This window comes from Bradyrhizobium sp. HKCCYLRH3073, assembly GCF_051167995.1.
In the GTDB taxonomy this organism is placed as follows: Bacteria; Pseudomonadota; Alphaproteobacteria; order Rhizobiales; family Xanthobacteraceae; genus Bradyrhizobium.
Window position 1 is genome coordinate 586,030 of sequence record NZ_JBNPUD010000004.1, and the last position, 24,915, is coordinate 610,944.

The 24,915-nt window shown below is 66.4% G+C and carries 24 protein-coding genes, 3 tRNA genes and 1 pseudogene; 12 read left to right on the plus strand and 16 right to left on the minus strand.

The window, feature by feature from the left end; all coding sequences use genetic code 11:
• Positions 1-147: 147 nt before the first annotated feature.
• Positions 148-212: transfer RNA gene (locus tag ACQR1X_RS13690), tRNA-Ser, on the minus strand.
• Positions 213-372: 160 nt separating this feature from the next.
• On the opposite strand from ACQR1X_RS13690, the gene ACQR1X_RS13695 reads away from it, so the two are divergent.
• Both ACQR1X_RS13695 and ACQR1X_RS13700 read left to right on the plus strand, forming a co-directional pair.
• Positions 373-699 carry a tyrosine-type recombinase/integrase gene (locus ACQR1X_RS13695; RefSeq protein WP_434899008.1) on the plus strand — a complete coding sequence of 109 codons (327 nt, stop codon included), beginning with the start codon at positions 373-375 and terminating at the stop codon, positions 697-699.
• Positions 700-987: 288 nt separating this feature from the next.
• Positions 988-1,356 carry a hypothetical protein gene (locus tag ACQR1X_RS13700; RefSeq protein WP_434899009.1) on the plus strand — a complete coding sequence of 123 codons (369 nt, stop codon included), beginning with the start codon at positions 988-990 and terminating at the stop codon, positions 1,354-1,356.
• 510 nt (positions 1,357-1,866) lie between these two features.
• On the opposite strand, the gene ACQR1X_RS13705 is transcribed toward ACQR1X_RS13700, so the two are convergent.
• From ACQR1X_RS13705 to ACQR1X_RS13725, 5 genes are all read right to left on the minus strand, one after another.
• Positions 1,867-2,316, minus strand: coding sequence for a hypothetical protein (locus tag ACQR1X_RS13705; protein ID WP_434899010.1), 450 nt, complete (start codon positions 2,314-2,316; stop codon positions 1,867-1,869).
• A 905-nt stretch (positions 2,317-3,221) separates the two neighbouring features.
• Positions 3,222-3,297 (minus strand) — tRNA-Thr (locus tag ACQR1X_RS13710).
• Positions 3,298-3,446: 149 nt separating this feature from the next.
• Positions 3,447-5,345 carry a heme biosynthesis HemY N-terminal domain-containing protein gene (locus ACQR1X_RS13715; protein WP_434899011.1) on the minus strand — a complete coding sequence of 633 codons (1,899 nt, stop codon included), beginning with the start codon at positions 5,343-5,345 and terminating at the stop codon, positions 3,447-3,449.
• A 17-nt stretch (positions 5,346-5,362) separates the two neighbouring features.
• Positions 5,363-6,673, minus strand: a complete 1,311-nt coding sequence (locus tag ACQR1X_RS13720; protein ID WP_434899012.1) for a COG4223 family protein — start codon at positions 6,671-6,673, stop codon at positions 5,363-5,365.
• Positions 6,674-6,723: 50 nt separating this feature from the next.
• On the minus strand, positions 6,724-7,452 hold the full coding sequence (locus ACQR1X_RS13725; protein WP_434899013.1) for a uroporphyrinogen-III synthase: 729 nt from the start codon (positions 7,450-7,452) through the stop codon (positions 6,724-6,726).
• A gap of 140 nt (positions 7,453-7,592) precedes the next feature.
• Between ACQR1X_RS13725 and tsaD the strand changes: the two genes are divergently transcribed.
• The 4 genes from tsaD to ACQR1X_RS13745 all read left to right on the plus strand — a co-directional run bounded on the left by tsaD (position 7,593) and on the right by ACQR1X_RS13745 (position 11,024).
• A complete protein-coding gene (gene tsaD / locus ACQR1X_RS13730; protein WP_316180228.1) occupies positions 7,593-8,660 on the plus strand; it encodes a tRNA (adenosine(37)-N6)-threonylcarbamoyltransferase complex transferase subunit TsaD in 1,068 nt (355 codons plus the stop codon).
• A 241-nt stretch (positions 8,661-8,901) separates the two neighbouring features.
• Positions 8,902-9,882 (plus strand): NAD(P)H-dependent glycerol-3-phosphate dehydrogenase, encoded by a 981-nt coding sequence (locus ACQR1X_RS13735; RefSeq protein ID WP_316180229.1) that lies wholly within the window; start codon positions 8,902-8,904, stop codon positions 9,880-9,882.
• Positions 9,883-10,069: 187 nt separating this feature from the next.
• Positions 10,070-10,483, plus strand: coding sequence for an EVE domain-containing protein (locus ACQR1X_RS13740; RefSeq protein ID WP_316238568.1), 414 nt, complete (start codon positions 10,070-10,072; stop codon positions 10,481-10,483).
• 325 nt (positions 10,484-10,808) lie between these two features.
• The gene (locus ACQR1X_RS13745) at positions 10,809-11,024 is read left to right on the plus strand and encodes a dodecin family protein (RefSeq protein WP_315800784.1); all 216 of its coding nucleotides are present in this window, start codon (positions 10,809-10,811) and stop codon (positions 11,022-11,024) included.
• A gap of 857 nt (positions 11,025-11,881) precedes the next feature.
• On the opposite strand, the gene ACQR1X_RS13750 is transcribed toward ACQR1X_RS13745, so the two are convergent.
• The 4 genes from ACQR1X_RS13750 to ACQR1X_RS13765 form a co-directional block, all read right to left on the minus strand.
• Positions 11,882-13,384 carry an ammonium transporter gene (locus ACQR1X_RS13750; RefSeq protein WP_315800783.1) on the minus strand — a complete coding sequence of 501 codons (1,503 nt, stop codon included), beginning with the start codon at positions 13,382-13,384 and terminating at the stop codon, positions 11,882-11,884.
• A 39-nt stretch (positions 13,385-13,423) separates the two neighbouring features.
• Entirely contained in the window at positions 13,424-13,762 is a 339-nt protein-coding gene (locus tag ACQR1X_RS13755) for a P-II family nitrogen regulator (protein ID WP_006611147.1), read from the minus strand.
• A 333-nt stretch (positions 13,763-14,095) separates the two neighbouring features.
• Positions 14,096-15,406 carry an ammonium transporter gene (locus ACQR1X_RS13760; RefSeq protein WP_315800782.1) on the minus strand — a complete coding sequence of 437 codons (1,311 nt, stop codon included), beginning with the start codon at positions 15,404-15,406 and terminating at the stop codon, positions 14,096-14,098.
• Positions 15,407-15,499: 93 nt separating this feature from the next.
• Entirely contained in the window at positions 15,500-15,838 is a 339-nt protein-coding gene (locus ACQR1X_RS13765) for a P-II family nitrogen regulator (RefSeq protein WP_315800781.1), read from the minus strand.
• 208 nt (positions 15,839-16,046) lie between these two features.
• Here ACQR1X_RS13765 and ACQR1X_RS13770 point away from each other — a divergent pair, with 208 nt between their 5' ends.
• Positions 16,047-16,922, plus strand: a complete 876-nt coding sequence (locus ACQR1X_RS13770) for a DUF4339 domain-containing protein (RefSeq protein WP_434899014.1) — start codon at positions 16,047-16,049, stop codon at positions 16,920-16,922.
• Between the two features lie 5 nt (positions 16,923-16,927).
• Here ACQR1X_RS13770 and tesB read toward each other — a convergent pair whose 3' ends face one another.
• Positions 16,928-17,803 (minus strand): acyl-CoA thioesterase II, encoded by an 876-nt coding sequence (gene tesB, locus ACQR1X_RS13775; protein WP_315800779.1) that lies wholly within the window; start codon positions 17,801-17,803, stop codon positions 16,928-16,930.
• A 152-nt stretch (positions 17,804-17,955) separates the two neighbouring features.
• Here tesB and ACQR1X_RS13780 point away from each other — a divergent pair.
• Positions 17,956-19,179: pseudogene (locus tag ACQR1X_RS13780) on the plus strand (ubiquinone biosynthesis hydroxylase); the annotation flags it as partial.
• A gap of 58 nt (positions 19,180-19,237) precedes the next feature.
• Here ACQR1X_RS13780 and ACQR1X_RS13785 read toward each other — a convergent pair.
• Genes ACQR1X_RS13785 through ACQR1X_RS13795 form a run of 3 tightly spaced genes read right to left on the minus strand, consistent with a single transcriptional unit; the run spans position 19,238 to position 20,967 of the window.
• Positions 19,238-20,167, minus strand: coding sequence for an alpha/beta hydrolase (locus ACQR1X_RS13785; RefSeq protein ID WP_434846063.1), 930 nt, complete (start codon positions 20,165-20,167; stop codon positions 19,238-19,240).
• Positions 20,168-20,170: 3 nt separating this feature from the next.
• The gene (locus tag ACQR1X_RS13790) at positions 20,171-20,368 is read right to left on the minus strand and encodes a Trm112 family protein (protein WP_434899015.1); all 198 of its coding nucleotides are present in this window, start codon (positions 20,366-20,368) and stop codon (positions 20,171-20,173) included.
• Between the two features lie 56 nt (positions 20,369-20,424).
• Positions 20,425-20,967, minus strand: a complete 543-nt coding sequence (locus ACQR1X_RS13795) for a TetR/AcrR family transcriptional regulator (RefSeq protein WP_434838809.1) — start codon at positions 20,965-20,967, stop codon at positions 20,425-20,427.
• Between the two features lie 90 nt (positions 20,968-21,057).
• On the opposite strand from ACQR1X_RS13795, the gene ACQR1X_RS13800 reads away from it, so the two are divergent.
• The 3 genes from ACQR1X_RS13800 to ACQR1X_RS13810 all read left to right on the plus strand — a co-directional run bounded on the left by ACQR1X_RS13800 (position 21,058) and on the right by ACQR1X_RS13810 (position 22,896).
• A complete protein-coding gene (locus ACQR1X_RS13800; protein ID WP_315800776.1) occupies positions 21,058-21,408 on the plus strand; it encodes a hypothetical protein in 351 nt (116 codons plus the stop codon).
• Positions 21,409-21,757: 349 nt separating this feature from the next.
• Complete coding sequence (locus tag ACQR1X_RS13805) at positions 21,758-22,054, plus strand: cupredoxin domain-containing protein (RefSeq protein WP_315800775.1); 297 nt, start codon at positions 21,758-21,760, stop codon at positions 22,052-22,054.
• A gap of 11 nt (positions 22,055-22,065) precedes the next feature.
• Entirely contained in the window at positions 22,066-22,896 is an 831-nt protein-coding gene (locus ACQR1X_RS13810) for an FTR1 family iron permease (protein ID WP_315800774.1), read from the plus strand.
• On the opposite strand, the gene ACQR1X_RS13815 is transcribed toward ACQR1X_RS13810, so the two are convergent.
• On the minus strand, positions 22,897-23,571 hold the full coding sequence (locus tag ACQR1X_RS13815; RefSeq protein ID WP_315715855.1) for an LON peptidase substrate-binding domain-containing protein: 675 nt from the start codon (positions 23,569-23,571) through the stop codon (positions 22,897-22,899).
• Between the two features lie 48 nt (positions 23,572-23,619).
• A complete protein-coding gene (gene trxA, locus ACQR1X_RS13820; RefSeq protein WP_434846061.1) occupies positions 23,620-24,540 on the minus strand; it encodes a thioredoxin in 921 nt (306 codons plus the stop codon).
• Positions 24,541-24,829: 289 nt separating this feature from the next.
• Between trxA and ACQR1X_RS13825 the strand changes: the two genes are divergently transcribed.
• Positions 24,830-24,904, plus strand: a tRNA-Gly gene (locus tag ACQR1X_RS13825).
• Positions 24,905-24,915: the final 11 nt, after the last annotated feature.

The following is a 24,915-nucleotide window of genomic DNA, read 5'->3' on the forward strand; positions in this document are numbered from 1 at the left end:
GCCGCCAGCCGCCAGTGCGGGCATTCATCCCGCCGCTCGCGCCGGACGTTGGCGCGATTTGGGTTAAGCAATTCTTAACCGGCAAATGGCGCGTAGCGCGTGGAGGGGGGGCAGGACAGGAGAGACGGGGAAGGAGGGATAGGCCGGTCCCGCAGAAAGGACTCGAACCCCCGACCCCGTCATTACGAATGACGTTGGGCGGCTATTGCGACGAAGTGCAACAAGGCGCACGCATGCGCGTTCAAGTGGAAAAGTTTGATCAAGAGATTGGAAAATGGCTGACGTAAGCCCGCTGGAGTTCCTCCGAACGGTCTATCAAAACGAGTCGGTGGTGAATACGGGGGGCGACTTTGGGTCCTGCTCTCGCTGAAGGTGGCCAAGCTCACCCAAGCAGCGAGGGGCAACCGGTGGGGACATTGGAATGCGACTATGATCCTCGTGGCCTACCGTCACGGCCTACGGGCCTCCGAATTGGTCGACCTTCGTTGGGACCAAGTGGACTTCGAAGCCGCGACCTTGGCGGTCCGCAGGGGCAAGAAGGGGTCACCGAGCACGCATCCGATCCGTGGCGATGAATTACAGGCGCTGCGGCGGCTCCGCGTCGATCAGGTACTCGCGGCTGCGCAACTCGGCATTGGTCTGCCGCTGCGGTCGGACTGTTCGGCTTTGGGCGGCCGGCCTCACCAGCCTCAGCTGTGATTCTGCCAAGGAATTCGTGCCACCGTGATCAGGACTGTTCGGATAATAATTCATTTGCGAACAGTCGCCAACGGCGCGCCTCTCGATTCCAGAGCGACTGCGGCCGGGGGGCGGGGGCCAAAATTGCGCGACGTGGATCGGCCCTATAGTGCTCCGCGCGAAAAATTGCGAAAATCGAGTGGCGCAAAGCGATCGACCAATCATGTAAAGTTTCGGCCGCAAGTTCAGTCTTGAAAGGTCTGTTTCGCGCAGCGTCTATAGCGGCCCAAATCCAAGGGGGACCACTTTATGAATACAGAGTACCCGAAGATCCTGGACTCCAGAGAGCAATCAACAATGGTCAGCAACTGGACCGAATACCTCCGGCTAAGCAAACCGGACAACGAGAGGGCGCTGCTTGAGATTTGTCAGTACGAATCTTTGGGGGAGCAGACGTCGGACGACGAAGGCGTGCCGGAAGAGCCTCCAGATGAAATCGATGGAAAGAGAGTGATCGGGGTTGAGGACGGAATAATAATAGGAGGGGCTCTCGTCTGCTACAACGACTCAATATCTTTCACCAAGCAAACACTGCCGGATGCGATCAGTTGGCTGGACGACTATTGGCATAGCAGCGACGAGCTAGTTGGCGAGTTGGCCAGAGCAGTCGGAGCCTAGATAGCAAAGACCACAGTACCCGGATCCCGGTGATCACTAGGGCTCCTCGATTGTCGCGTCATGCAGATCACCATCAAAGCCCACTCCCGCTTCGCCATACTCCACCAAGAGAGCGCCATTGAGGCCCCCAGCAAAGCTCCAATATTCCCACTGGGGGCCCTCTTCTGAGAACCCCCGTGATCTAATCTTGAGCTTGCCGCCCCGTTTGACCGCAGACCAGTTACGGGGGCTGAGGACAATTTCGTGACGACAGTTTCCCCATATAACCGCGATCCGCGCTCCGCCAAGCTTAAGGGTCATCTCGGTCGTCCTCCTTCGCTGTACGCTCAGGCACAAGACGGCTGGGCGCGGACCAAAAATCGTCGGCGCCGATTGGCCCCCATACTCCTTCGCGCAAATGCGCGAAATTCGCGAGCGCATTACGATACATTTTTCGGGGATTTTGAGAGCCGCGGCGCTTAGCCGTTCGATTAACTACTGGTCAGCAAGCGGCGAGGCAGAACGCCCGGTTTACTTGCACCATCTTACGCGGTCATGAAACCAAGCGTAGAGCGCGCGATCTTTGTTCCCATATGTTATTGAGATTCGGGAAATTCCTGCCGAATCTTCTTCAACAAGGCGATTCTTGTGAGCTCCTCCATAGACCCATTTGATCTTCAGATCGCCATCTTGAAATAGGGTCACTGTCATATCAGCAAGTTCTTTTTGTCTCAATTCTTCGATTCTTCGAAGGGATTCGGCCCGACGCTTGCTGACGCCAACCGTTGTCGGAAGCGGCTTACCGATAGACTTCGTTCTTTCCGGGTACGCCGCGAACTTTACTAGCGTCTTTCGTGCTTCTAGTTCGTCCACGGTAGGCTTGCGGCGCGTTGCCATCGCGCTAGTAGGCAAACCCGTGCGGAGCGCCTCCACTTCACCGTAGCGATACCCGCCGCTAATAGGCGGTCCATCTTTGGACATAACTCGCCTCCCTGCGTCCGACACCCCCAGATGTATCATCTAGGGAGCAGTTCCTGAAAGCCAAGGTCGCCTCTCCTAACAGCTGTCCATTTTAGGAGCGCTGATCGGTCCTAATCGTCCACTACCAGGGGGCCACAATCGTCGGCCCGGACTCGCTCCATTTGGGAGCCTGGGAAGGCGCTGGCCTCCAACGGCCGAAAGCTGGGCGGCGGATCGTCGAGCTACCGTTGAAACAGCTTGGAGCGAGCATGGAGGGTCTCAAGATCAGTCTGTCTGTTGAATACGCATAGCCAAAATCCCGAACAGATCGCGCGCTTCACGGATAATCGTGATCCCAAGCCTCGATGGCACGACTAAGGGATCAATCTCGATTTCGGGCAATTGGCCCGCTTCTCCAGATGGGGCTTATCTTGAACAACTTGGGCGCGACGGCTTTTCAAGTCTTCAAGGAGATATAGTCGCTCGTGGCGTCACGCCGCTGGTGACCCGAGATTTTGAGCGCCCACCTCCGAAATATGGGAAATGAGCCAACTGTCCCTTGCGGAATCGAATGATTCGCCTGAGAGTCCGGGCGCGACTCAGTTCCGATTGAGTCGCATTGTGAGGAGCAGGGCCGGACGAACTTCCCGGTTGGTCGGCCCCGCCCCCTCACTGGCGATCCAGGTAGAGAACCTACCGGGACCAGCAAACGGCTCGTTGGAGAAATCCGGCGGGCCGTTTGTCTTTAGGACACAACGTCCCAAATCAAGCGACACTTTACGCGTATTGTGATTCGCGTGAAGGGGATAATTATCTCCACGTCCAATTTAGTTAGGGAGAGATTAGTCCGTCGGCGAGGCCGTACCTGTGCCGTACCTCGGAACTGCCGCCGAAATGTCTGATGAGAGATAAGTGCTTGAAAATACTGGTGCCGCAAGAGGGACTCGAACCCCCGACCCCGTCATTACGAATGACGTGCTCTACCAGCTGAGCTATTGCGGCGAACCATAGCGGCGAGCGCCCGGCACGGGGACGGACGACGCGAACGTGCTCCTGATATCGGGCGGACGGCCCGTTGGCAAGGACAACGCGCGCCGCCGCGGCCTGGAATCGAACCGGTGTGGCCGGGAACAGCGGGAGGGCCTGGGCCCTCAGCCGCCGAACCGCGACCAGAACCCGCGCCAGCCGCCGGCCTGCGCCTTGGGCGCGATCTGCTCGGCGAACTCGTCGCGGGGCTGGTCGTCGTCGTCGACGCCGGGATCGTCCGGCGGCCGCATGATCGGGACGATCGCCTGGACGGGCGTCTCGGCCGGTCGGGCGAGATCGTTGCGGGTGCGGAACAGCGGCGTCGGTGCGGTCGCCGCGGTCTCGGCCGGTTTGGCGGCCACCGCGTCCGGCTCGGCCTCCGTGTCCGGCTCGGCTTCGGTCTCGGCAGGGCCCGCGGCCTGCAACGGCGGCGCCGGCTCAACGGCGACCGCGGTGGCTTCGATCAGCTTGCCGTCCTCAGCCGTGTCCACAGGGATATCCACCGGCTTGTCGACAGGCTTGTCCACGGCCTCCTCGACCGGCTTTTCGGCCTGTTCGGGCTCGGCGGCCGCCGCCGGGCGAGGCGGCTCGTTGTCCTGCACGGCCGGCGTGATGACCACCGGCTCGCTCGCGGGTTCGCTTGGCGGTTCGATCACGGCTTCGGCGGCGGCCGGACGGGCCGGCGGGGCCAGCACGGCCTCGGCGAAGGCCGAGCTTTCGATGACGCTGCTGCGCTCCGAGGGCAGGCTCGCCACCGGCGTCTGCCACTGGAAGGCGTCGAGCCGGCCGGTGACCGGCGAGATCGGCTGCCAGCGGTCGCTGACATAGCCGTCCGCGGTCCAGGCCGGGTCGTGGCGGGCGCGCACCGCGCGCAGCGCCCATTCCCGCGCCTTGCCGGCATCGCCATGCTCGGTGCGCTCCAGCTCGGCCATCAGCATCGCCACGCGCTGGGTCGGATCGTCGGTGAACGGCGCCAGCGCCGCGCGGGCGCGGCCGTACTCGGCGGCGTCGATCGCCGCGCGCGCCACGGCCAGCGCGCCCTCGACATGGCCGGGCGTGCGCGCGGCGAGGTTCTCCACCCGCGCCAGCCGCTGGGTTGCGGAATCGCCGAGCCGCACATGGGCGTAGGCGTCGGCAAGCTCCGGATGCGGGCCGGCGGCCCAGGCCGCCTCGATGATCTTCATCGCGCGCCGCACCTGGTGCGCCTCGCTCTCGAACTTCGCCGCCAGCACCGCGGCCGGCACCAGGGTGGGCGCCAGCTTCACCGCCTCCATCGCGCTCGTGCGCGACAGGTCGCGATCCGCAGTCTCCAGCGCCAGCGCGCGCGCCGTCAGCAGCACGCCGCGCTGGCGGCGGTAGGTCGGCTTGTCGATCATCCCGGCGGTGTAGTTGCTGTCGAGGATCGCCAGCGCACCGTCCCAGTCGGCCTCGGCGCAACGGAAGCCGAGCACGGCATGCGAGGCCCAGGTGGCGTTGGGCGCCAGCTTGAGCGCCTCGTCGGCGATCATGACGGCGGCGTAGGCGTCATCGGCGCGCTGCGCCTCGATGAACAGGCCGCGCAGGCCGAGCAGGCGGGTATCGTGGCGTTCGGCCATGGCGCGGAAGGCGCGCCGGGCGCCGTCGCGGTCGCCTTCGAGCTGCGCCGCCTGGGCGTGCAGGAGAAGCGTCAGCGGATCGTCGCCGGCGAGCCGCCTGGCGGTGTCGGCGTGCTGGCGCGCCGCGGTCGAATCGCCATGGCCGATCGCGAGCAGGCCGTGGGTGATGGCGTGCCGGCCGCGCTGATGCCGGCGGGCGCGATGCGCCTTGCGGATCCGGCCGGGCGCCCGCAGCAGCGCGCTGAACAGGTTCCAGACCAGCACGCAGGCGGCGATGGTCAGGCCGAGCGCAAGCACGAACACCGGCAAGGTCATGGCGATCCGCCACGGACCCCAATTCAAGACGACGTCGCCGGTCTGCTCAGCGACCCAGGCCGAGCCCGCCGCGGCGAGCCCGACCAGGATGAGGAAAATGACGATCCGGAACATGTGCGTCCTTGGGCGTCCTATTGCGCGGGTTTGGCGAGCGCGGTCATCGCGTCGTCGGCGAATTTACGGGCGGCGGCCAGCGCGGCGTCGCGGGCGTCGGCACGTGCGAGCCAGTCATTGGCGGGGGCGCGATCCTCCGGCGAGAGACCCTTCAGCTCGCGGCGCGCCTCGGCGAAATCGTTGCGCAGCGCCGCCGCGGTGATCCGCGCCACCACCGCGCCGCGATCGGTGCCGGCGCCGTCGGTGCGCTCGACCTTGACCAGGCTCGAGGCGCCGGCCGAGAGCTTGCTGAGGATCGAGGTTCCCGTGGTGCTCTCCGGTGCCGGCGGCGAGAGCTTCGGCACGATGGTGAGCAGCTCGCGGCTCAGCGCCGCGGGGCTCGGCACGCCGCTGGTGGCGAAGACCTCCAGCGGCTTCAGCGCGGCCGGATCGGGCGCCAGCGACTTCGCCGTCGACAGCGCCGGCCCGTAGGGATCGCCGTGACGCACGGCGACGTCGAGCAGGGTCGCGGCGACCACACGGCGCAGCGGCGCGTCGTCGGTGGGCTTGGCAGCCGCGGCCTCGGTGATCTTGCGGCTCTCCTGCGCCAGCGCCGCGCTCTGGCTCTTGCTCGCCTGCTCCAGCGCATCGATGCGGGCGGTCAGGCCGGAGAGATCGACCGGCTCGGGTGCGGGCGCCGGCGCGGCGCCGTCGCGCGGCTGCGCCCTGACGTCGTTGAGCGCGGCCACCGTCTTGTCAGCCTGCGCGCGCAGGCCGGCGATATCGTTGCGCAGCGCTGCAATCGCCTTGTCGGCGGCCTCAAGCCGGCCGGTCACGGCGCCATCCGGCTTGCCGATGCGCTGCTCCAGCCCGGCGACGCGGGTGGCGAGCGCCTCGACCGCCGCGGCCTGCGGTGAGACGGCCGACGGCGGTACGACCTGCGGCCAGCCCAGCATCCAGCCGACGCCGATCACCAGCGCGGCCGCGGCCGCGCCGGAGAATGGCGCGATGATCCAGGGTGAGACCGGGCGGGGTGGCGGGGGCGGAGGAAGGTCGGCGCGCGGCGGCTCGGCCGCGGCGACGGTCTCCTCGGGCGTCTCGCTGGCAGCAGATTCCGGTTCGGTGTCACCGGCGGCATGCGGATGCGACTGGCTCGCCGCGCCCGACGACCCCTCGGCCAAGGCTTCGGCCGGCGCGGACCATGGCGAGGCAGTCGGCCGCTCGGCCGCGCTCTCGCTGGCCGACGGGCGCTCCTCGCGCGAGGTCGGCTCCAGGTCGATGGTCGGCGGTGGCCGTTTCGGCCGCCCGGTGTCGGAGGCCGGTGCAGCGGTGTCGGGTTCATCGACCATGGTGGAAGTTCCCTGGCTGAGGCAAGATTGAGCAGGCCCTCTTACGCCATTCACGACCGTAGCGCACGGGTCAGGCCCTCCAGCATGTCGTTTTCATCCGGATGCGCCGCGATTGTGACCTGGGTCGCGCCAGCCTCTCGAAGAACCTCGGCGACATTGGCCGACAGGCAGGCATGCGGCACCGCCAGCGCCGAGATTTCGACGCCGTCGGCCCGGATCGCCGCCACGAACGCCGCCGCGCTCCGCCGCGAATAATGCAGCACCGCACGAATCGCGTTTGCCGCGAACGCGTCGCAGACCTCGCGTGGCAGGCTGGTCACCTGTGCCATCTGGTAGACGGTCTGCGTGACCACGTCGTAGCCGCGCGCGGCGAGCTCGGAGGCGAGATCGCGCGAGATGTCGGCGCCCGCAAGATAGAGCAGGGTGGCCCCGGCGTCGACGACGCCGCCATTGGCGATCAGGTCGCGCAACGCCGTCGCATCGCCCGCGGCCGAGATCACCTGCGTGAAGCCGGCGTCGCGTGCGGCCGCCGCGGTCTGGTCGCCGACCGCGAACAGCGGCAGGCGCAGCAAGGCGGACACTCCGAGCTGCGGCGCGGCCGCGCGCAGCGCGTTCGATGACGTCACGATCAGTCCGGCGGCGTCGCGGCCGGCGTCAGGCGGCAGCGCGACCGGCTCGAAGCGCAGCATCGGCGCCAGCAGCACGTCGAAGCCGCGCGCGCGCAAAGCCGCGGCGGTGCGTTCATTGTCGGGGGCGGGACGGGTCACCAGCACGGCCATGTGCTATGCTCCCGTCGAATACGGATCGGCCGGGCTGCAACGGACGGGTGATTGCACCTGGCGACCTCGTGGTGTTAGGCGGTTCTGCGCACTCATAATGACCAAAAGGGTTGAGATTGGGTAACGAATCGCAAACGCTCGTGCTGGGCATCGAAACCACCTGCGACGAGACCGCCGCCGCCGTGGTGGCGCGTGATTCGGATGGCAAGGGGCAGATCCTGTCCAATGTCGTGCGCTCGCAGACCGACGAGCACGCCATCTATGGCGGCGTGGTTCCCGAGATCGCGGCGCGCGCCCATGTCGACATGCTCGACCATCTCATCGACGCAGCGATGCGCGAAGCCGGCATCGACTATGCCGCGCTCGGTGGCGTCGCCGCGGCGGCCGGCCCAGGACTGATCGGCGGCGTCATCGTCGGCCTCACCACCGCCAAGGCGATTGCTCTCGTCCACAATACCCCGCTGATCGCGGTCAACCATCTCGAGGCGCATGCGCTGACGCCGCGCCTCACCGATGCAATCGACTTCCCCTATTGCCTGTTCCTGGCCTCCGGCGGCCATACCCAGATCGTCGCGGTCGCCGGCGTCGGCGACTACATCAGGCTCGGCACCACCGTCGACGACGCCATGGGCGAGGCGTTCGACAAGGTCGCGAAGATGCTGGGCCTGCCCTATCCCGGCGGACCTGAAGTCGAGCAGGCCGCGCGCAACGGCGACGGTCAGCGCTTTGCGTTTCCGCGTCCGATGCTAGGCCGCAGCGATGCGAATTTCTCGCTGTCGGGATTGAAGACCGCGGTGCGCAACGAGATCGGCCGACTGGAGAGCATCACCGACCAGGATGTCGCCGACCTCTGCGCCAGCTTCCAGGCGGCGGTGCTGGAGTCGACCGCCGACCGTCTGCGCGTCGGCCTCGATCTGTTCAAGCAGCGCTTCGGTGCGCCAACCGCGCTGGTCGCCGCCGGCGGCGTCGCCGCCAACCAGGCGATCCGCGGCGCGCTCGACGATGTCGCGCAAGCCGGCGGCACCCGCCTGATCATGCCGCCGCCGGCGCTGTGTACCGACAACGGTGCGATGATTGCCTGGGCCGGACTGGAGCGGCTCGCGCTCGGCATGGTCGACGGCATGGACGCCGCCCCGCGCGCCCGCTGGCTGCTGGATGCCAATGCCAGCGTGCCGGGCAAGTTCGCGAATACGCGCGCGGGGTTTTGACCGTGGCAGAGTTGCTGGCTGCGCCGAGCACCCGCCATCCATTGGCTCGTTCTCTTGTACGCCATAGCGCAAGCTGGCGCGTCAAACTCGGTGCGCCCCTCTACCCCCGCGCGAAGCGGAGCTTCGCTAGGCGGGGAGGGGTCGGGGGTGGGCGTAGCCCCACGAACGCTCTCGCCCGTGGCACCCCCCTCCCCAGCCCTCCCCCACAAGGGGAGAGGGAGCGCAGCGGCGGTTGCCGCGCATGATCAGTTTCCAAACCATCAGCATCATCGGCGCCGGGGCGTGGGGCACCGCGCTCGCCGCCGTCGCGGCACGCGCCGGCCGTGACGTCACGCTGTACGCCCGCGATGCCGACCACGCCGCGCGCATCGCCAGCGCGCGCGAGAATCCGCGCCTGCCCGGCATTCCGCTCGCCGACAGCATCGCCGTCACCGCCGATCTCGCCCGGGCCGCCCGCGCCGACGCCGTTCTCATCGTCGTTCCCGCGCAGCACCTGCGCGGCGCGGTCATGCACCTCGCGCCGCTGCTTCGGCCTGGCACACCGCTCATCGCCTGCGCCAAGGGCATCGAGCACGGCACCCACAAATTCATGACCGAGGTCATCGCCGAGGCGGCGCCGAATGCGATCCCCGCCATCCTGTCCGGCCCGAGCTTCGCCGACGATGTCGCGCGCGGCCTGCCCACGGCGGTGACGCTCGCCGCCCGCGACGAGCCGCTTGCGGCGGCGCTGGTGCAGGCACTGGGCTCGCCGACCTTCCGGCCCTATCACGCGACCGACGTGCGCGGCGTCGAGATCGGCGGCGCCGCCAAGAACGTGCTGGCGATCGCCGCCGGCATCGTCGCCGGACGGCAGCTCGGCGCCTCGGCCCTGGCGGCGCTGACCACGCGCGGTTTCGCCGAGCTGGTCCGGCTCGGCCGCGCCTATGGCGCGCGCAGCGAGACCTTGACCGGCCTGTCCGGCCTCGGCGACCTCATCCTCACCTGCGCCGGCCCGCAGTCGCGCAACTTCGCCGCCGGCCTCGCGCTCGGCCGCGGCGAGCCGCTGCCGGCGGGCAAGCTCGCCGAGGGACAATACACCGCGCCCGTGCTGGTCGAGCTCGCCACCTCGCGCGGCGTCGAGATGCCGGTCGCGCTGGCCGTGGCCGCCATTCTCGCCGGCAGCGTCACGATCGACGCTGCGATCGAGGCGCTGATGCTGCGCCCGTTCAAGGCGGAGGAGTGAGCGGTGTAGGCGCGGCGCTACCGGTCGCGCAGCCACCTCCGCCGTCATGCCCGCGCTTGTCGCGGGCATCCACGTCTAAGATAATAGAGCTGGCGGTGAGACGTGGATGGCCGGGGCCTTTGACAACAGACGTGCTTCGCACTTTTGCCCGGCCACGATGAATGGAAAGAGAAAAGAGAACTGCATCATGAACTACTGGCTGGTGAAATCCGAACCCTCGGTATGGTCGTGGGACCAGCAGGTGGAGAAGGGCGCGAAGGGGGAGGCCTGGACCGGCGTGCGCAACTACACGGCGCGGCAGAACCTGGTGGCGATGAAGAAGGGCGACCTCGCCTTCTACTATCATTCCAACGAGGGGAAGGAGATCGTCGGCATCGCCGAGATCATCAAGGAAGCCTATCCCGACCCGACCGACAAGACCGGCAAATTCGTCTGCGTCGACATCAAGGCGCACAAGGCGTTCAAGACCCCGGTGACGCTCGCCGCGATCAAGACCGACACGACGCTCAGTGAGATGGCCCTGGTCAAGCAGTCGCGCCTGTCGGTGCAGCCGGTGACGCCGGAGGAATGGAAGCACATCTGCAAGTTGGGCGGAGTATAACCGATCGAACGGCGTAAGATGCCGGCTCAGCAGCGCCCGGCCCTGGCGCGGCTCAGAGATCCAGACCTTTCTTGCGCGGCTCGTCGACCATCTGGTTGCGATCTCTTCGCCGAGCGCCTGCCCATGGCCCTCAGGTCGTCAGTCGAGAAGTTCCCGGCGTAGAGGGCCGCGATCGCATCTGAGAATAGGAAATCCTGCCCTGAAAGGCTGGGTGAACTTCGGGATCAATACTCTGCCGAGCGCTTCCCGTGTTGATGTCGTGATGCTACGCTCGGTTGTGGCAGGAAGCTCCTGCTTCCTGCTTCATACCGAACAGGAGAACGACATGTCTGACAGCGTCTACAAAGTCATCGAGCTGATCGGTACCAGCGGTGAATCCTGGGAAAAGGCGGCCGCGAATGCGGTCGAACAGGCGGCGAAAACACTCCGAGACCTCCGCGTCGCGGAAGTCGTCAAGCTGGACATGCAGCTCGACGCGAAGGGGAAAGTGGAAGCCTATCGGGCCAAGCTCAACGTGTCGTTCAAGTTCGAAGGTGCATGAGCCGTCCATCGGCTTGCATTGCTCGCAGCGCCCATCGGCCAGAGCAACGGCGGACGTGCTATTCGGCGTCACGCCCGTCATCAGGGCGCGGTGATCGCGAACTAACTACTCCGTCATGCCCGGGCTTGTCCCGGGCATCCACGTCTTCCTTTTGAGCAAACAAGGACGGGGATGGCCGGGCTCACCGTAAAGCCGAGCGGGATGGACGTGACCGCAAGCCTGCCATGGGCAAACTGCCCGTCGTTTTAGTTTGCCGCAGCATTTCCCCTTGCAACGTCGGGCAAATCACATTTCCGCGCGCCCTGCTGCCGCATGAGGGGCGTTTCGCGACCGTCACGGATCGTTGGCAGTGGGATGCGACGGGCGTGGGTCAACGCAGCGTGACTTAGTTGCGCGGACGAACGATCGATGCACGCACGGTCAAGTCGCGCGGTCCTGATATCCCGACGCTGATATCAAGCGGGTGGCGATGCCCTGGCGTGTCGCGCTCGTGATGGTGGCCAGACAGCCCGGCGTACCAGGGAGAACGCGAAGCAGCCGTTAAAATCGTTGCGCAGGGAGGGCCGGGTGTGTTCGGCCAGACCTGTGGTACCTGCCGCCTGCCCCTTACAAAGATCACGCGGTATGGGTCCGCGTTCGCGGGGACGACACCGGCGGTGTGGCACGCGATCGGCCTCTACGACCTGTCCGCAGCGCTGCGGCTGCCCATCTCGGACAAAAGACAAGCCCAGTCGAAAGGCCAAAAAAGAAAGGGGCCCCAGCTTGCGCTGGAGCCCCTCAACGGTCAGGGCATTGCCGGGTATTTGCCCGAACCGAAGTTGCGGACCTGGTCGCTTACGACCAAGTCCCGGGAGAACTCAGTAGTTGTAGGCGCGCTCGCCGTGGTCGGTGATGTCCAGACCCTCGCGCTCCTGCTCGACGGTCGGGCGCAGGCCGATGATCACGTCGACGACCTTGTAGAGGATCGCCGAGCCGACACCCGACCACACCAGCGTGGCGACGACAGCCTTGATCTGCGCCAGCATCTGCGTGGCGAAGTCGTAGGTGCCGGCGTTGTTGCCGGTGATGTTGGTGTAGTCGGTGATGCCGACGCCGCCCAGCGCCGGGTTGACCAGGATGCCGGTGGCGAGAGCGCCGACGATGCCGCCGATGCAGTGCACGCCGAACACGTCGAGGGCGTCGTCATAACCCAGCGCGTTCTTCACGGTGGAGACGAAGAACAGGCAGATCGGGGAGACGATCAGGCCGAGCACCAGCGCGCCGATCGGGCCGGCGAAGCCGGAGGCCGGCGTGACGGCGACGAGGCCGGCGACCGCACCCGAGCAGATGCCGAGCAGCGAGGGCTTGCCCTTGACGGCCCATTCGCACAGCAGCCAGGACAGCGCCGCACCGGCGGTGGCGACCATGGTGTTGACGAAGGCCAGCGCGGTGACGCCGTTCGACTCCAGGTTCGAGCCGGCATTGAAGCCGAACCAGCCGACCCACAGCAGCGCGGCGCCGATCATGGTCATGGTCAGCGAGTGCGGAGCCATCAGCTCCTTGCCGTAGCCGGTGCGCTTGCCGATCAGGACCGCGCCCACCAGGCCGGCGATGCCGGCGTTGATGTGAACGACCGTGCCGCCTGCGAAGTCGAGAGCGCCGGCGCCGGCGAGCCAGCCGACCGCGCCGGTGACTTCGTCGAGCTTGGCCTGGGCGGCCGTCTTGGCAGCAGCGTCGCCAGCGGCAGCGAGAGCCTTGGCAGCGGCAGCGACGTCATCGGGAGCGGCGATGTACCAGACCCAGTGCGCGATCGGGAAGTAGATGAAGGTCACCCAGAGCAGGATGAACAGCATCACGGCCGAGAACTTGATGCGTTCGGCGAAGGCGCCGACGATCAGGGCCGGGGTGATCATCGCGAAGGTCATCTGGAACACGAAGTAGGCGAGCTCCGGGATCACCACGCCGTTCGAGAAGGTCGGAACGGTCGAGTTGGCGTCGACGCCGTGCAGGAAGGCCTTGGAGAAGCCGCCGACCCACGAGGTCATGCTGCCGCCGTCGGTGAAGGCCATCGAGTAGCCGTAGAGCGTCCAGATCACGCCGACCATGGCGACGATCGCGAACACCTGGGTGAGGACCGAGGCCATGTTCTTGGTGCGGACGAGACCGCCATAGAACAGCGCGAGGCCGGGGATGGACATCATCAGCACGAGGGCGCTGGACACGAGCATCCAGGCGACGTCGCCCTTGTTGGGAACGGGGGCGGCTGCGGCAGCGGCGGCCGGCGCGTCCTCGGCGAACGCCACGTCGGCGAGGCCTGCGACGCAGAGCCCGGCGATGGCGAGCGTGATCCATCCCGCGCTGGTTGGACGTTTGAACGTCATTTTATTCTACTCCGTAAGTGTTCTGGTTTGAGCGCGAAATCAAAGGGCCGCAGCGTCCGCTTCGCCGGTGCGGATGCGCACGGCGTGGTCGAGGCTGATGACGAAGATCTTGCCGTCGCCGATCTGGCCGGTCTTGGCGGCCGAGGAGATGGCATCGATGGTCTTGTCGACCTGGTCGGAGGGGATCGCGACCTCGATCTTGATCTTGGGCAGGAAGCTCACCGCATATTCAGCGCCGCGGTAGATTTCCGTATGACCTTTCTGACGGCCGTACCCCTTCACTTCCGTCACCGTGAGACCATGAACGCCGATGGCGGTCAGGGCGTCCCGGACTTCTTCGAGCTTGAATGGCTTAATGATCGCCATAACAATTTTCATGGGTCCAATCCCCGCTTGGGCCCGGTACGGACATTACCGAGCGCTTCCTGTCGACTGAGGTTCACCACGCGGAGAAAATCTTCACGACGCGGGCACAGCCGGGGGCGATAGAATCAAATGCCGTGCCAGACGGCTGGTCAGGGCTAACGAGCGGTGAATCCTGACCTTTTCAGCCCTCAGGGGGGGCATCAGGGGCTGCGCCATTCCGCCGCGCTCAAGGAATGGGCAGGCATGCGCAAAAGTTGCGCATGTCAGGCTCAAGACACAATGCTGCCCACGGCGCGGGCAGAATCCCGCGACGCCGAACAGGTCAATTGGCGCCGTTTGCTGCAGCTATTGCAGCGCCTCGCCGTGCTGGGAGATGTCGAGCCCTTCCAGCTCGTGCTCGCGCGACACCCGCAGCGGCACGAAGGCGCTGACTAGCTTCAGGAGACCCCAGGTCACGCCGCCCGACCACACCAGTGTGACGGCGACGCCGTAGAGCTGGGCCGCAAGCTGCTTTGGGTTGCCCTCGATCAGCCCGGTGGTGCCGCCGATCGCGGCCGTCGCGAACACGCCGGCCAGCAGGGTCCCGGTCAGGCCGCCGATGCCGTGGACGCCGAACACGTCGAGCGAATCGTCATAGTTGAAGCGGTGCTTCAGCGAGGTGCAGGCCCAGTAGCAGATGATACCGGCGAGCGCGCCGATCACCAGGCCGTGCCACGGCGCGACGAAGCCGGACGCGGGCGTGATGGTGCCGAGGCCGGCGACCGCGCCGGAGATCATGCCGAGCACCGAGGGCTTGCGCCGGGTCGACCATTCCAGCGCGCCCCAGGTGACGGCGCCGGCGCAGGCGGCGAGATGCGTGGTCAGGATCGCCATCACCGCATGTGCATTGGCCCCAAGCGCCGAGCCGCCATTGAAGCCGAACCAGCCGACCCAGAGCAGGCCGGTGCCGACCACCGCGAGCGACAGGTCGAACGGCGAGAGGTTCTCGCTGCCATAGCCCTGGCGCCGTCCCATCACCAGCGCGGCGACCAGCCCGGCAGTGCCGGCGGAGAGATGCACGACGAGGCCGCCGGCGAAATCGACCACGCCGGCCTGCGCAAGGAAGCCGCCGCCCCAGATCCAATGCGCCAGCGGGACATAGACGAAGATGAACCAGGCGATGCTGAACAGCAGATAGGCCGAGAATCGCATGCGGTCGGCGACCGAGCCCGCCACCAGCGCCACCGTGATGATCGCAAACGTCATCTGGTACAGCATGAACAGCGACTCGGGGATGGTCTTGGCGCCAGGATGGACGCTGTCCATGCCCATGCCGGCGAGGAACGCGCGGTCGAGCGAGCCGATCCAGGTGCCGTCGCCGACGAACGCCAGCGAATAGCCGAACGCGACCCACAGGATCGAGATCAGCATCACCGCCGCGAGGCTCTGCGCCATGGTCGCCAGCACGTTCTTCTTGCGCACCATGCCCGAGTAGAACAGCGCCAGACCGGGAATGGTCATCATCAGCACCAGCGCGGTGGCGACGATCATCCAGGCGGTGTCGGCCGGATCGATCGTGGACGGCGCTGCCGCCCGTGCGGGTGTAACGAAGATGATCGCGGCCGCCGCAGCCAAAGCAGCAGGCGCGCGCAGGCAACGAGACGCGCAGGTCCCCATGACAGTCCCCCCGGCATGTCGGATCAGTTTGAGAATGTTCGCTCCGCCGCGCCGTTGCGGCGGGCGTGCAGCCGTCGCGGCTGCTTGAACGGTTTACAGAGCGTCGGTGTCGGTCTCGCCGGTGCGGATGCGGCGGGCATGATCGATCGGCGTCACGAAGATCTTGCCGTCGCCGATCTGGCCGGTGCGCGCATGCGTGGTGATCACCTCGACCGCCTTGTCGGCCATCTCGGAGTTGACCGCGATCTCGATGCGCAGCTTGGGCAGGAAGTTCACGATATATTCGGCGCCCCGGTAGATCTCAGTGTGGCCCTTCTGGCGGCCGTAGCCCTTGACCTCGGTCACGGTCATGCCGTGGACGCCGATCGCGGTGAGGGCCTGGCGCACCTCGTCGAGCTTGAAGGGTTTGATGATCGCGACGACGAGCTTCATGGGCGGGCCTTGGTTTCCTCGGAGCGAAGCAGCCTGTTTCGGAGGCAGGCTTGGGACGGCCGTTTTGGCCTGTTCCTAGGCAAATGGCACAAAATCAGCGCAGCGTTAAGCGAAAACGTCAAGGAGTGACGGATATCACTGAACGGAACGCGACATCGCCCGACAGACTGAAGACGTGTTCCTGCCATCCTCTATTCAAGGACATCCCATGTCGAATCGTTCCTGGTATTACGCGGCGCAAGGCCAGCAACAGGGTCCCATTTCGGAAGACGAACTGCGCGACCTGATCGCCCGGGGCGTCGTGACCGCCGAGACGCTGCTGTGGAGCGACGGCATGGCCGGCTGGGAGAAGGCCGGGCGCATTCCCGGCCTGATGTCGGGCGTGCCGAGCATGTCGCCGGCCACGCCGCCCGCGTTCGACGCCGGCACCGCCGCGTCGGGCGGCGCGCTCTCGGTCAAGCTCGACATCTGGTCCTATCTCGGCTGGACGCTGCTATATGTCGTCGGCCAGTTCCTGATCGTCATCACGCCCTGGACCGCTGTCTATCTCTACCGCTACGTGATCGAGCGGATGAGGGTGCCCGGCCGGCCGAACCTCACCTTCACCGGTCAGCCGCTCGACATCTGGTACGTCTTCGTCGCGATGGGCGTGCTGGCCTATGTCAGCCTCAGCGACCGGCCGATCCTCAACCTCATCTCGCTGGTTGCCCCGGCGTTCCTGGGCTGGATGGTGCTGCGCTGGCTGCTGAGCAACCTCGCCTCGAATGGCGAGCGGTTGCCGATCCATTTCGAAGGTAGCCCCGTCGTCTATGCCGGCTGGTACCTGCTGATGATCGTGTCGGGCATCACCGTCATCGGCTGGGCCTGGGTGCTGACCGCCTGGATGCGCTGGGTGTGCCGCAACATCCAGGGGACGCGGCGCGAGGTCGTGTTCACCGGCTCGGGCCTGCAGGTGCTGTGGCGCACCTTCGCGTTCGTGCTCGGCAGCTCGGTGATCATTCCGATCCCGTGGCTGCTGCGCTGGTACAGCGCCTGGTACGTGTCGCAATTCGCGGTCGTGCCGCGCACCGCGCAGCCGATGTGATGCGGCTAGGCCCGGCGCTCGCGGATCGATCCCTCCTGCGCGACGGAGGCGACCAGCGTGCCGTCGGGCTTGAAGATCGAGCCGCGGGTGAGCCCGCGGCCGCCCTGCGCGCTCGGCGAATCCTGCGCATAGAGCAACCATTCGTCGGCGCGGAACGGGCGGTGAAACCACATCGCATGATCCAGCGAGGCCGGCATCATGCGCTTGTCGAACAGCGTGCGGCCGTAGCGCGCCATCACGGCGTCAAGCAGCGAGAAGTCCGACGCATAGGCTAGCGCGCACATGTGCAGCGCCGGATCATCGGGCAGCTTCGCCGCCGTCCTGATCCAGACATGGATGCGCCCGTCGTCGATCTTCTGGCCGAAATAGCGGCTGAGCTCGACCGGGCGCAATTCGATCGGACGATCGGATTCGTAATAGCGGCGGATGAAGTCCGGCATCCGCTGGAAGACCTCCTGGAACATCGGCTGCTTGGAGATCTCCTCGGCCGTCAGCTTCTCCGGCGGCGGCACGTCCGGCATCCTGTCCTGATGGTTGAACGCGCTCTCCTCGTCGCTGTGGAACGAGACCATGATGGAGAAGATAGCGTTGCCGTGCTGGATCGCGGTGACGCGGCGCGTCGCGTAGCTCTTGCCGTCGCGGAGGCGCTCCACCTGGTAGATGATCGGCACCTGCGGGTCGCCCGGCAGGATGAAATAGCAGTGCAGCGAATGCGGCAGCCGGCCCTCGACGGTGCGGCACGCCGCCATCATCGCCTGGCCGATCACCTGGCCGCCGAACACGCGCTGCCAGCTGGTCTTCGGGCTGTTGCCGCGGAACAGGTTCACCTCGATCGGCTCGAGATCGAGGATCGAGATCAGGTCGATCAGTCCCTTGGACATGGCGTGTTGCTTTCGCTGGCTCGGCCGTCCGCTCCGGCCCCGTTCGGGCGGGATCAGGCATCCGGAAATGACGGCCTGGGGTGGCAGCCCTTGGTTCACGCCCCTGTTTCGCCCAGCTATAATCGCCCCGCAAGAGTAACCGTGAGCAGGGTGCCATGACGACACAGCGAAGCATTGTCATTTGTGGCGGCGCCTTTGCCGGCCTGGCGCTTGCGCTGGCGCTCCGGCAGGGGCTCGGCCCCGAGGTGCCCGTCATCGTGGCCGATCCGGCGCTCGCCAACCGGCCAAGCCGCGATCCACGCGCCAGCGCCATCGTCGCGGCCTGCCGCAAGCTGTTCGACGCGATCGGCGTCTGGGCGGACGTGGCGCCGCAGGCGCAGCCGATCCTCGACATGGTCATCACCGATTCCAAGCTCGAGGATGCGACGCGGCCGTCGTTCCTGACCTTTGCGGGCCAGGTCGAGGCCGGCGAGCCGTTCGCGCACATGGTCGAGAACCGGCACCTGATCGACGCGCTGGTCAAGCATGCGGAGGCGGCGGGCGTCGAGCTCAAGGCGATGCCGGTGACCGGTTTTGAGACGCGCGGCGACAGCGTTGCAGTGACCCTGGGCGATGGCAGCCGCTGCGAAGCCAGCCTGCTGGTTGCCGCCGACGGCGCGCGTTCGAAGCTGCGCGAGCGCGCGGGCATCCAGACCCATGGCTGGGACTATGATCAGTCCGGCATCGTCGTCACCATCGGTCACGAGCGCGACCATGGCGGCCGCGCCGAAGAGCATTTCCTGCCGCCCGGCCCATTCGCGATCCTGCCGCTGACCGGCAAGCGCTCCTCGCTGGTGTGGACCGAGCGGCGCAAGGAAGCGAAGCGCCTCGTGGAGCTGAGCGCGGACGAATTCCACGCCGAGCTGGAGAAGCGCGCCGGCCTGCATCTCGGCGAGCTCAAGGTGCTCGACCAGCCCCGGGCGTTTCCGCTGTCCTATTTCGTTGCCCGCTCCTTCATCGCGCCGCGGCTGGCGCTGGTCGGCGACGCCGCCCATGTGATCCATCCGATCGCGGGGCAGGGCCTCAACATGGGGCTGAAGGACGTCGCCGCGCTGGCCGAGGTCGTGGTCGATGCTGCGCGCATGGGGATCGATCCGGGGCAGGTCGATGTGCTCGAGCGCTACCAGCGCTGGCGCCGCTTCGACACGATGGCGATGGGCGTCGCCACCAACTCGCTGAACTTCCTGTTCTCGAACAAGTCGACCTTGCTGCGCGCCGTGCGCGACATCGGCCTTGGGATCGTCGATCGCGCGCCGCCGCTGAAGGAGTTGTTCATCAAGCAGGCCGCGGGCCTCACCGGGGAGATGCCGCGGCTGTTGAAGGGGGAAGCGTTATAAAGCATGATCCGGAAAAGTGGGGACCGGTTTTCCGAAAAGATCATGCTCAAACAAAGAGCTAGCGCGGGCCTGCGGCCGTGATGAAACCGGCGACGGCTTCGACCATGTCGGGGTCGAGCGGACGCTCCGTGTCGTTGTAGGAGGCGAGGTTCTCGTCCTCATTGGCGACGTCGACCAGGACGTGGTTCATGTCCGGCAGCCACAGCGACTTGGCGGCCGGTGCGGCGGCGGCGAGCGCGACCATGTCGAGGCGTGCGATCTGGTGATCGCGGGCGCCGCCGACGATCAGGATCGGGATCGTGAGCTGCTTCAGCGGATCGATCGGGTCCTCTGCGAAGGCGGAGCCGATGCTGGGCTGCATGCTCGGCGCGACCGGCAGCTCGGGCGGTGGCGGGTCCACGACCTGCCCGGCCATTATGGCGTCGATCGCCTTGGCGACCGGCTCCATCTTCGCCGCCGGCAGCTTCTTCTCGAGCTGCGCCTTGAGCAGATCGCCCTGCCGCCGCGCCGACGTCGTGAGCAGCACGAGGCGGTCGACCGGGGTGCGGCGGGCGGTGAGGATGGCGACCAGGCCGCCCTCGCTGTGGCCGACGAGAACGATGCGGGCGAACTTGCCGCGCAGGAAGTCGACCAGCGAAGCGGCGTCGTCGACATAGTCCTTGAAGCGGAAGTCCTCAGGCTTGCCGAATTCCGCCTTCCAGCCGCGCGCGCCGCGCTTGTCGTAGCGCAGGCTGGCAATGCCCTGGAGGGCGAGCTGCTCGGCGAGCTTCTTCAAGGTCGCCGGCTTGAGCTGCGGCCCGTTGCCGTCCCGGTCCGTCGACCCCGAGCCGGCGATCAACAGCGCCACCGGCGGGCGCGCGACACCCGCTGGCGTCGTCAAGACGGCGTCGAGTGGGCCAATGCGGACGGCGCTCTCCTCGGCCGAGACCGCCGAAGCGAGGGCCATCAGCGCCAAAGCGAGCGCGCAGCGGATCACGACGGACCGCATCGGTCAGTCGATCTTCCGCGCTTCCTCGGGCAGCATGATCGGGATGCCGTCGCGGATCGGGTAGGCGAGCTTCGCCGACCGGGAGACCAGCTCCTGCTTCGCCGCGTCGTATTCCAGCGGGCCCTTGGTCACCGGACAGACCAGGATCTCGAGCAGCTTGGGATCGACGGAATTGGCGGGGCGTTCGAGCGGGGCGTTCATGGCAAGGGTCTCCGGCGGGCGCCTCTGTAGCATATCGCGCGCCTGCTTGTCGTCCATCAAGGCCTGTGCAGGGCGATCCGGATCAGTTCGTCGATGACCGTGTCCAGTTGCTGGGCCGGCAACGGCCGATCCGACAGCGCATGGCCGAGAAAAGCCCAGTACAGCACCTGGGCGCGTGCGTGTGCGATCGTCGGCGTCAGTCCCTCGGCTGCAAGCAGGCTCTCGACATAGCCCAGCCGGCGCCTATCGATGGCCTGCACCGCCTGGCGCGCGGCGGGGTCGGATCCGGCCCAGTTGCGCACGGCGCGCTCCAGAACGAGCTTGACCGTGAACGTGCGCCGGAGGAGCACGGCAATCGCCGGCTGGTCGCCGGCGCTCGCCTCCACCCCGGTGATGATCTGCTCGGCCGCAATCTCCCGCCACGTCTTGAGGAGGGCGGCGTGAAACGCAGCCACGTCGGCGAAATGCCAGTAGAAGCTGCCGCGTGACACGCCCAGGGCTTTTGCCAGCGGTTCCGCCTTCAGCGCGGTGAAGCCTTGGCTGGCCAGCACCTTCAATCCCTGGTCCAGCCAATCGTCGGCCGAGAGCTGATCGGTCATGTCGTCTCCATGAGACGACCATACACAACTGTATTGACGGCCGCCAGGACGTCGTGCATCCTCCATACAGAACTGTATGGAGGGTATGCCATGCGTGATGTGCTGCTGGTATGCGCGGGGCTGCTGGCGATCACCGTCGCCGTGATCCATGGCGTGCTCGGCGAGACGATGGTCTTCGCGCGTGCCGCCATCTCGCCGGAGCGGCTGCGAACCCTGCTGCGGCTGGTCTGGCAGACTGGCACGGTGGCGTGGATCGGCTGTGGCGTGCTGCTCGCCGTCGCCCCGCAAATGGCGTCGGAGCCGGCGCGGCATTGGACGGTGGCCACGGTCATCGTCGTGTTCGCTTTCGCTGCAGGCGCCAATGCGCTGGCGACGCGCGGGCGGCATTTCGGCTGGGTCATGCTCGCCGGCGTGGTCGGTCTCGCCATCGCCGGCTACTGATGCGGGGAATTCCGGTCGACCGCAGCGCCGCCACGTACCCGGCCAGAGGAAGGCACCGTGACGCTCCGTCACCGCCGCGTCGCCTCAACTGCCGTTCGGCCGCACTCCGTTCACCGCGAGGCCACTGCCGCGACACATTCGCCAAGAATGGTTCCAACTTAGAAGGAGTCTCTTTGCAGACACGGCGACGAGCCGCTTAGTTGTTCGTCGTCGCGAACGGGTGCCCGGTGTCGACATCGATCCGGGGCGCGCAACCGTTCTCCGATTTGCTTGTCTGGATAGGAGAGGGGACGGATCGATGTTGGTCGACGTGGTGCGGAAGTTGGTCGTCGTAGGTGGAAGCGTCGGCATGCTCGTGATGGCAGCGCAGGCGCACGCCGGCGGATCGAACGAGATCTGCCTCACCTATGCCAATGGTCAATTCGAGCCCAAGGAGCCGACCGTTCCTGCGGACGCGCCGCTGACCATCCGCGTCAGGAACATGGAGGGCAAGGCGATCGAGTTCGAGAGCGAGACCCTGAAGGTCGAGAAGGTGATCGCGGCCAACAGCGAGGCGGTTCTCAACGTCCGCGCGATGAAGTCCGGGCGCTACGAGTTCTATAACGACTTCAACGAAAAGGCCCGCGGCTTCGTCAACGTCCAATAGGTCCAGATCCCATGCTCGCCGCCCTGATCATCGTGTTCCGCGAAGTGTTCGAAGCCGGCCTGATCGTCGGCATCGTGCTTGCCGTCACCAGCGCGGTCCCGCATCGCCTGCGCTGGATCGGCGCGGGGCTGTTTGCCGGCCTGGTCGGCGCATGCATCGTCGCGGCGTTCGCGGGAACGCTGACTCAGCTCTTTGAAGGCATGGGACAGGAATTGTTCAATGCGGGGATCCTGTCGGCTGCCGTGATCATGCTGACCTGGCACAATGTCTGGATGGCCCGGCACGGCCGCGAGATGAGCAACGAGCTGCGGACGATGGGCCAGGCGGTGGCCGAAGGCGCCAAGCCGCTGGTCGCGCTGGCGACCGTGATCGCCATTGCCGTGTTGCGCGAGGGCAGTGAGGTCGCGCTGTTTCTCTATGGCGTGGCGGCCTCCGGCGACGGCGGCGGGCGGGCGCTGCTCGGTGGCGGCGTTCTTGGCCTGCTGCTCGGCGTCGCCGTCTGTCTCGCGACCTATCTCGGTCTGATGCGCATCCCGCCGCGCGCGCTGTTCAAGACCACCACCGTGCTGATCACCCTGTTGTCGGCGGGAATGGCCGCGCAGGCGGTGTTCTTTCTCGCCCGCGCCAACTGGCTGACGTCATTCGACCAAGTGGTGTGGGATTCGAGCGCGGTTCTGCCCGAGCGTGGCGTCGCCGGGCGGACGCTCAAGGCTCTGATCGGCTATACTGATCAGCCTACCGCGATGCAGCTTGCAGTCTACATCGGGGTGATCGTCGCCACCATCGCGCTGATGCGTCTGACGGCGGCTCCGCCAGCGCCGCGTGCGGCTCCCGCCGAATGATCATTGCAGCGGCGGATCGCCCGAGGTCCGCTTCTTGGCGAGATCCATCTCGGTCACGGCGATGAGGATTTCGGCGCGGGTCTTCAGGTCCGGCGCCTCGAGCATCGCCTGCTTCTCCGCCGGTCCGTAGGGCGACATCATCGCCAGCGCGTTCACGAGCGCTTCGTTCGGCGCCGCTTCGATGCCGGCCCAGTCGACCTTGAGATTGTTGGCCTTGAGGAAGTCGGTGAGCACCGCGAGCAGCGCCTCGCGGTCCACCGCGTCTTCACCCTTGCGCGCCGTGAAATCATCGACGAACGGGAAATAATCGACCTTGCACTGCCGGTAGGGCGTGAGCACCGTCATTTCCTCGACCACCTTGAAGCGGGACACGCCAGTGAGCTCGAGGATGTAGCGGCCATCGCCGGACTCGGCGAGCTGCGTGATCCGGCCGACGCAGCCGACCTTGAACAGCACCGGCCGCTCCTCGCTCGAGGAATGCGTGACATCGGGCTGGATCATGCCGATGAGCCGATGGCCGTCACGAAGCGCATCGTCGACCATCGCGAGATAACGCGGCTCGAAGATGTTGAGCGGCATTTGGCCGCGCGGCAGCAGCAAGGCTCCCGCCAACGGAAACACCGGAACGATCTCCGGCAGCTCGGCGGGACCGCGATATTCGGCATTGATCGGCATGCGATACCTCGTGTCCGCTGGAACGAGCGCGCGTCCCGCCCAGCCGGGTTACGAAAACAGGATCGTCGACAGCCGCTTGCGGCCCTCGATGGTGGCCTCGTCGGCGCCGCCCCAGGCTTCGAAGAACTGCACGAGCTGCTTGCGCGCGCCGTCCTCGTTCCATTTGCGGTCACGCTTCACGATCTCGAGCAACTGGTCGGTGGCTTCCTTCCGCTTGCCCGCGGCGTTCAGCGCGGTCGCCAGGTCGAAACGCGCCTGGTGGTCGAGCGGATTGGCGGCGACCTTCTGTTCGAGCTCGCCGACCGGCCCGAGCGACTGGGCCTGCTCGGCCAGATCGATCGCGGCCTGCACGGCGGAGACCGCCGAATCGCTGCGCTTGGAGTCCGGGACCATCGCCAGCGTCTGCTTGGCCTCGTCGATCGCGCCGAGCTCGACCTGGCACTTGGCAAGCCCGGCGATCGCCGGGATGTTGGCGGCGTCGACCGCGAGCACCTCGGCATAGATCTCGGCCGCGCCGGCCGCATCGCCCTCGGCCAGCACGGCTTCGGCTTCCTTGAGGATCTCGGCGATGTCGGGCTCGCCGGCGCCGGGAACGCCCTTGGTGATCTTTTCGATGAAGGTGGCGACCTGGCTCTCGGGCACGGCACCCATGAAGCCATCGGCGGGCCGTCCGCCGACGAACGCGATCACGGCCGGAATCGACTGGATGCCCATCTGGCCTGGGATGGCCGGATGCTCGTCGATGTTCATCTTGACCAGCTTGACCTTGCCCTTGGCGGCCTTGACGGCCTTTTCCAGGATGGGCGTCAGCTGCTTGCACGGTCCGCACCACGGCGCCCAGAAGTCGATGAGGACCGGCTGCCGCTTCGATTCCTCGATGACGTCCTTCACGAAGCTCTGCGTCGTGGTGTCCTTGATCAGATCCGGCACCTGCGGCGCCGCTCCGCCGCCCTGTTCAACAATGGTCACGGGGTCCCTCGTCCGAAAAAATTCCGATGGACGGCGACCGGGAACCGACCGCCGCCGCGCCTCAATACACGTTTTCTTTCACTTTAAGTGGCGGTCCAGCCGGAAATTTCAATCAGCGCCCATCGCGGTCCGGTGATGGGCAGGTTTTGGCCCGGTTCGGCCGGTCCCGACCGCTAAAATTTGAACGTCGCCGGCGTACGAAACCTGTCGCAGACCTGTTGCATTCGTCCGCGGCATTTGGCATAGGTCTGCCCGTCGCTGGCGGCCACGCCGCCAAGGCGTCACGGATGCGGGTGTAGCTCAGTGGTAGAGCACGACCTTGCCAAGGTCGGGGTCGAGGGTTCGAACCCCTTCGCCCGCTCCAAAAATTCCGCT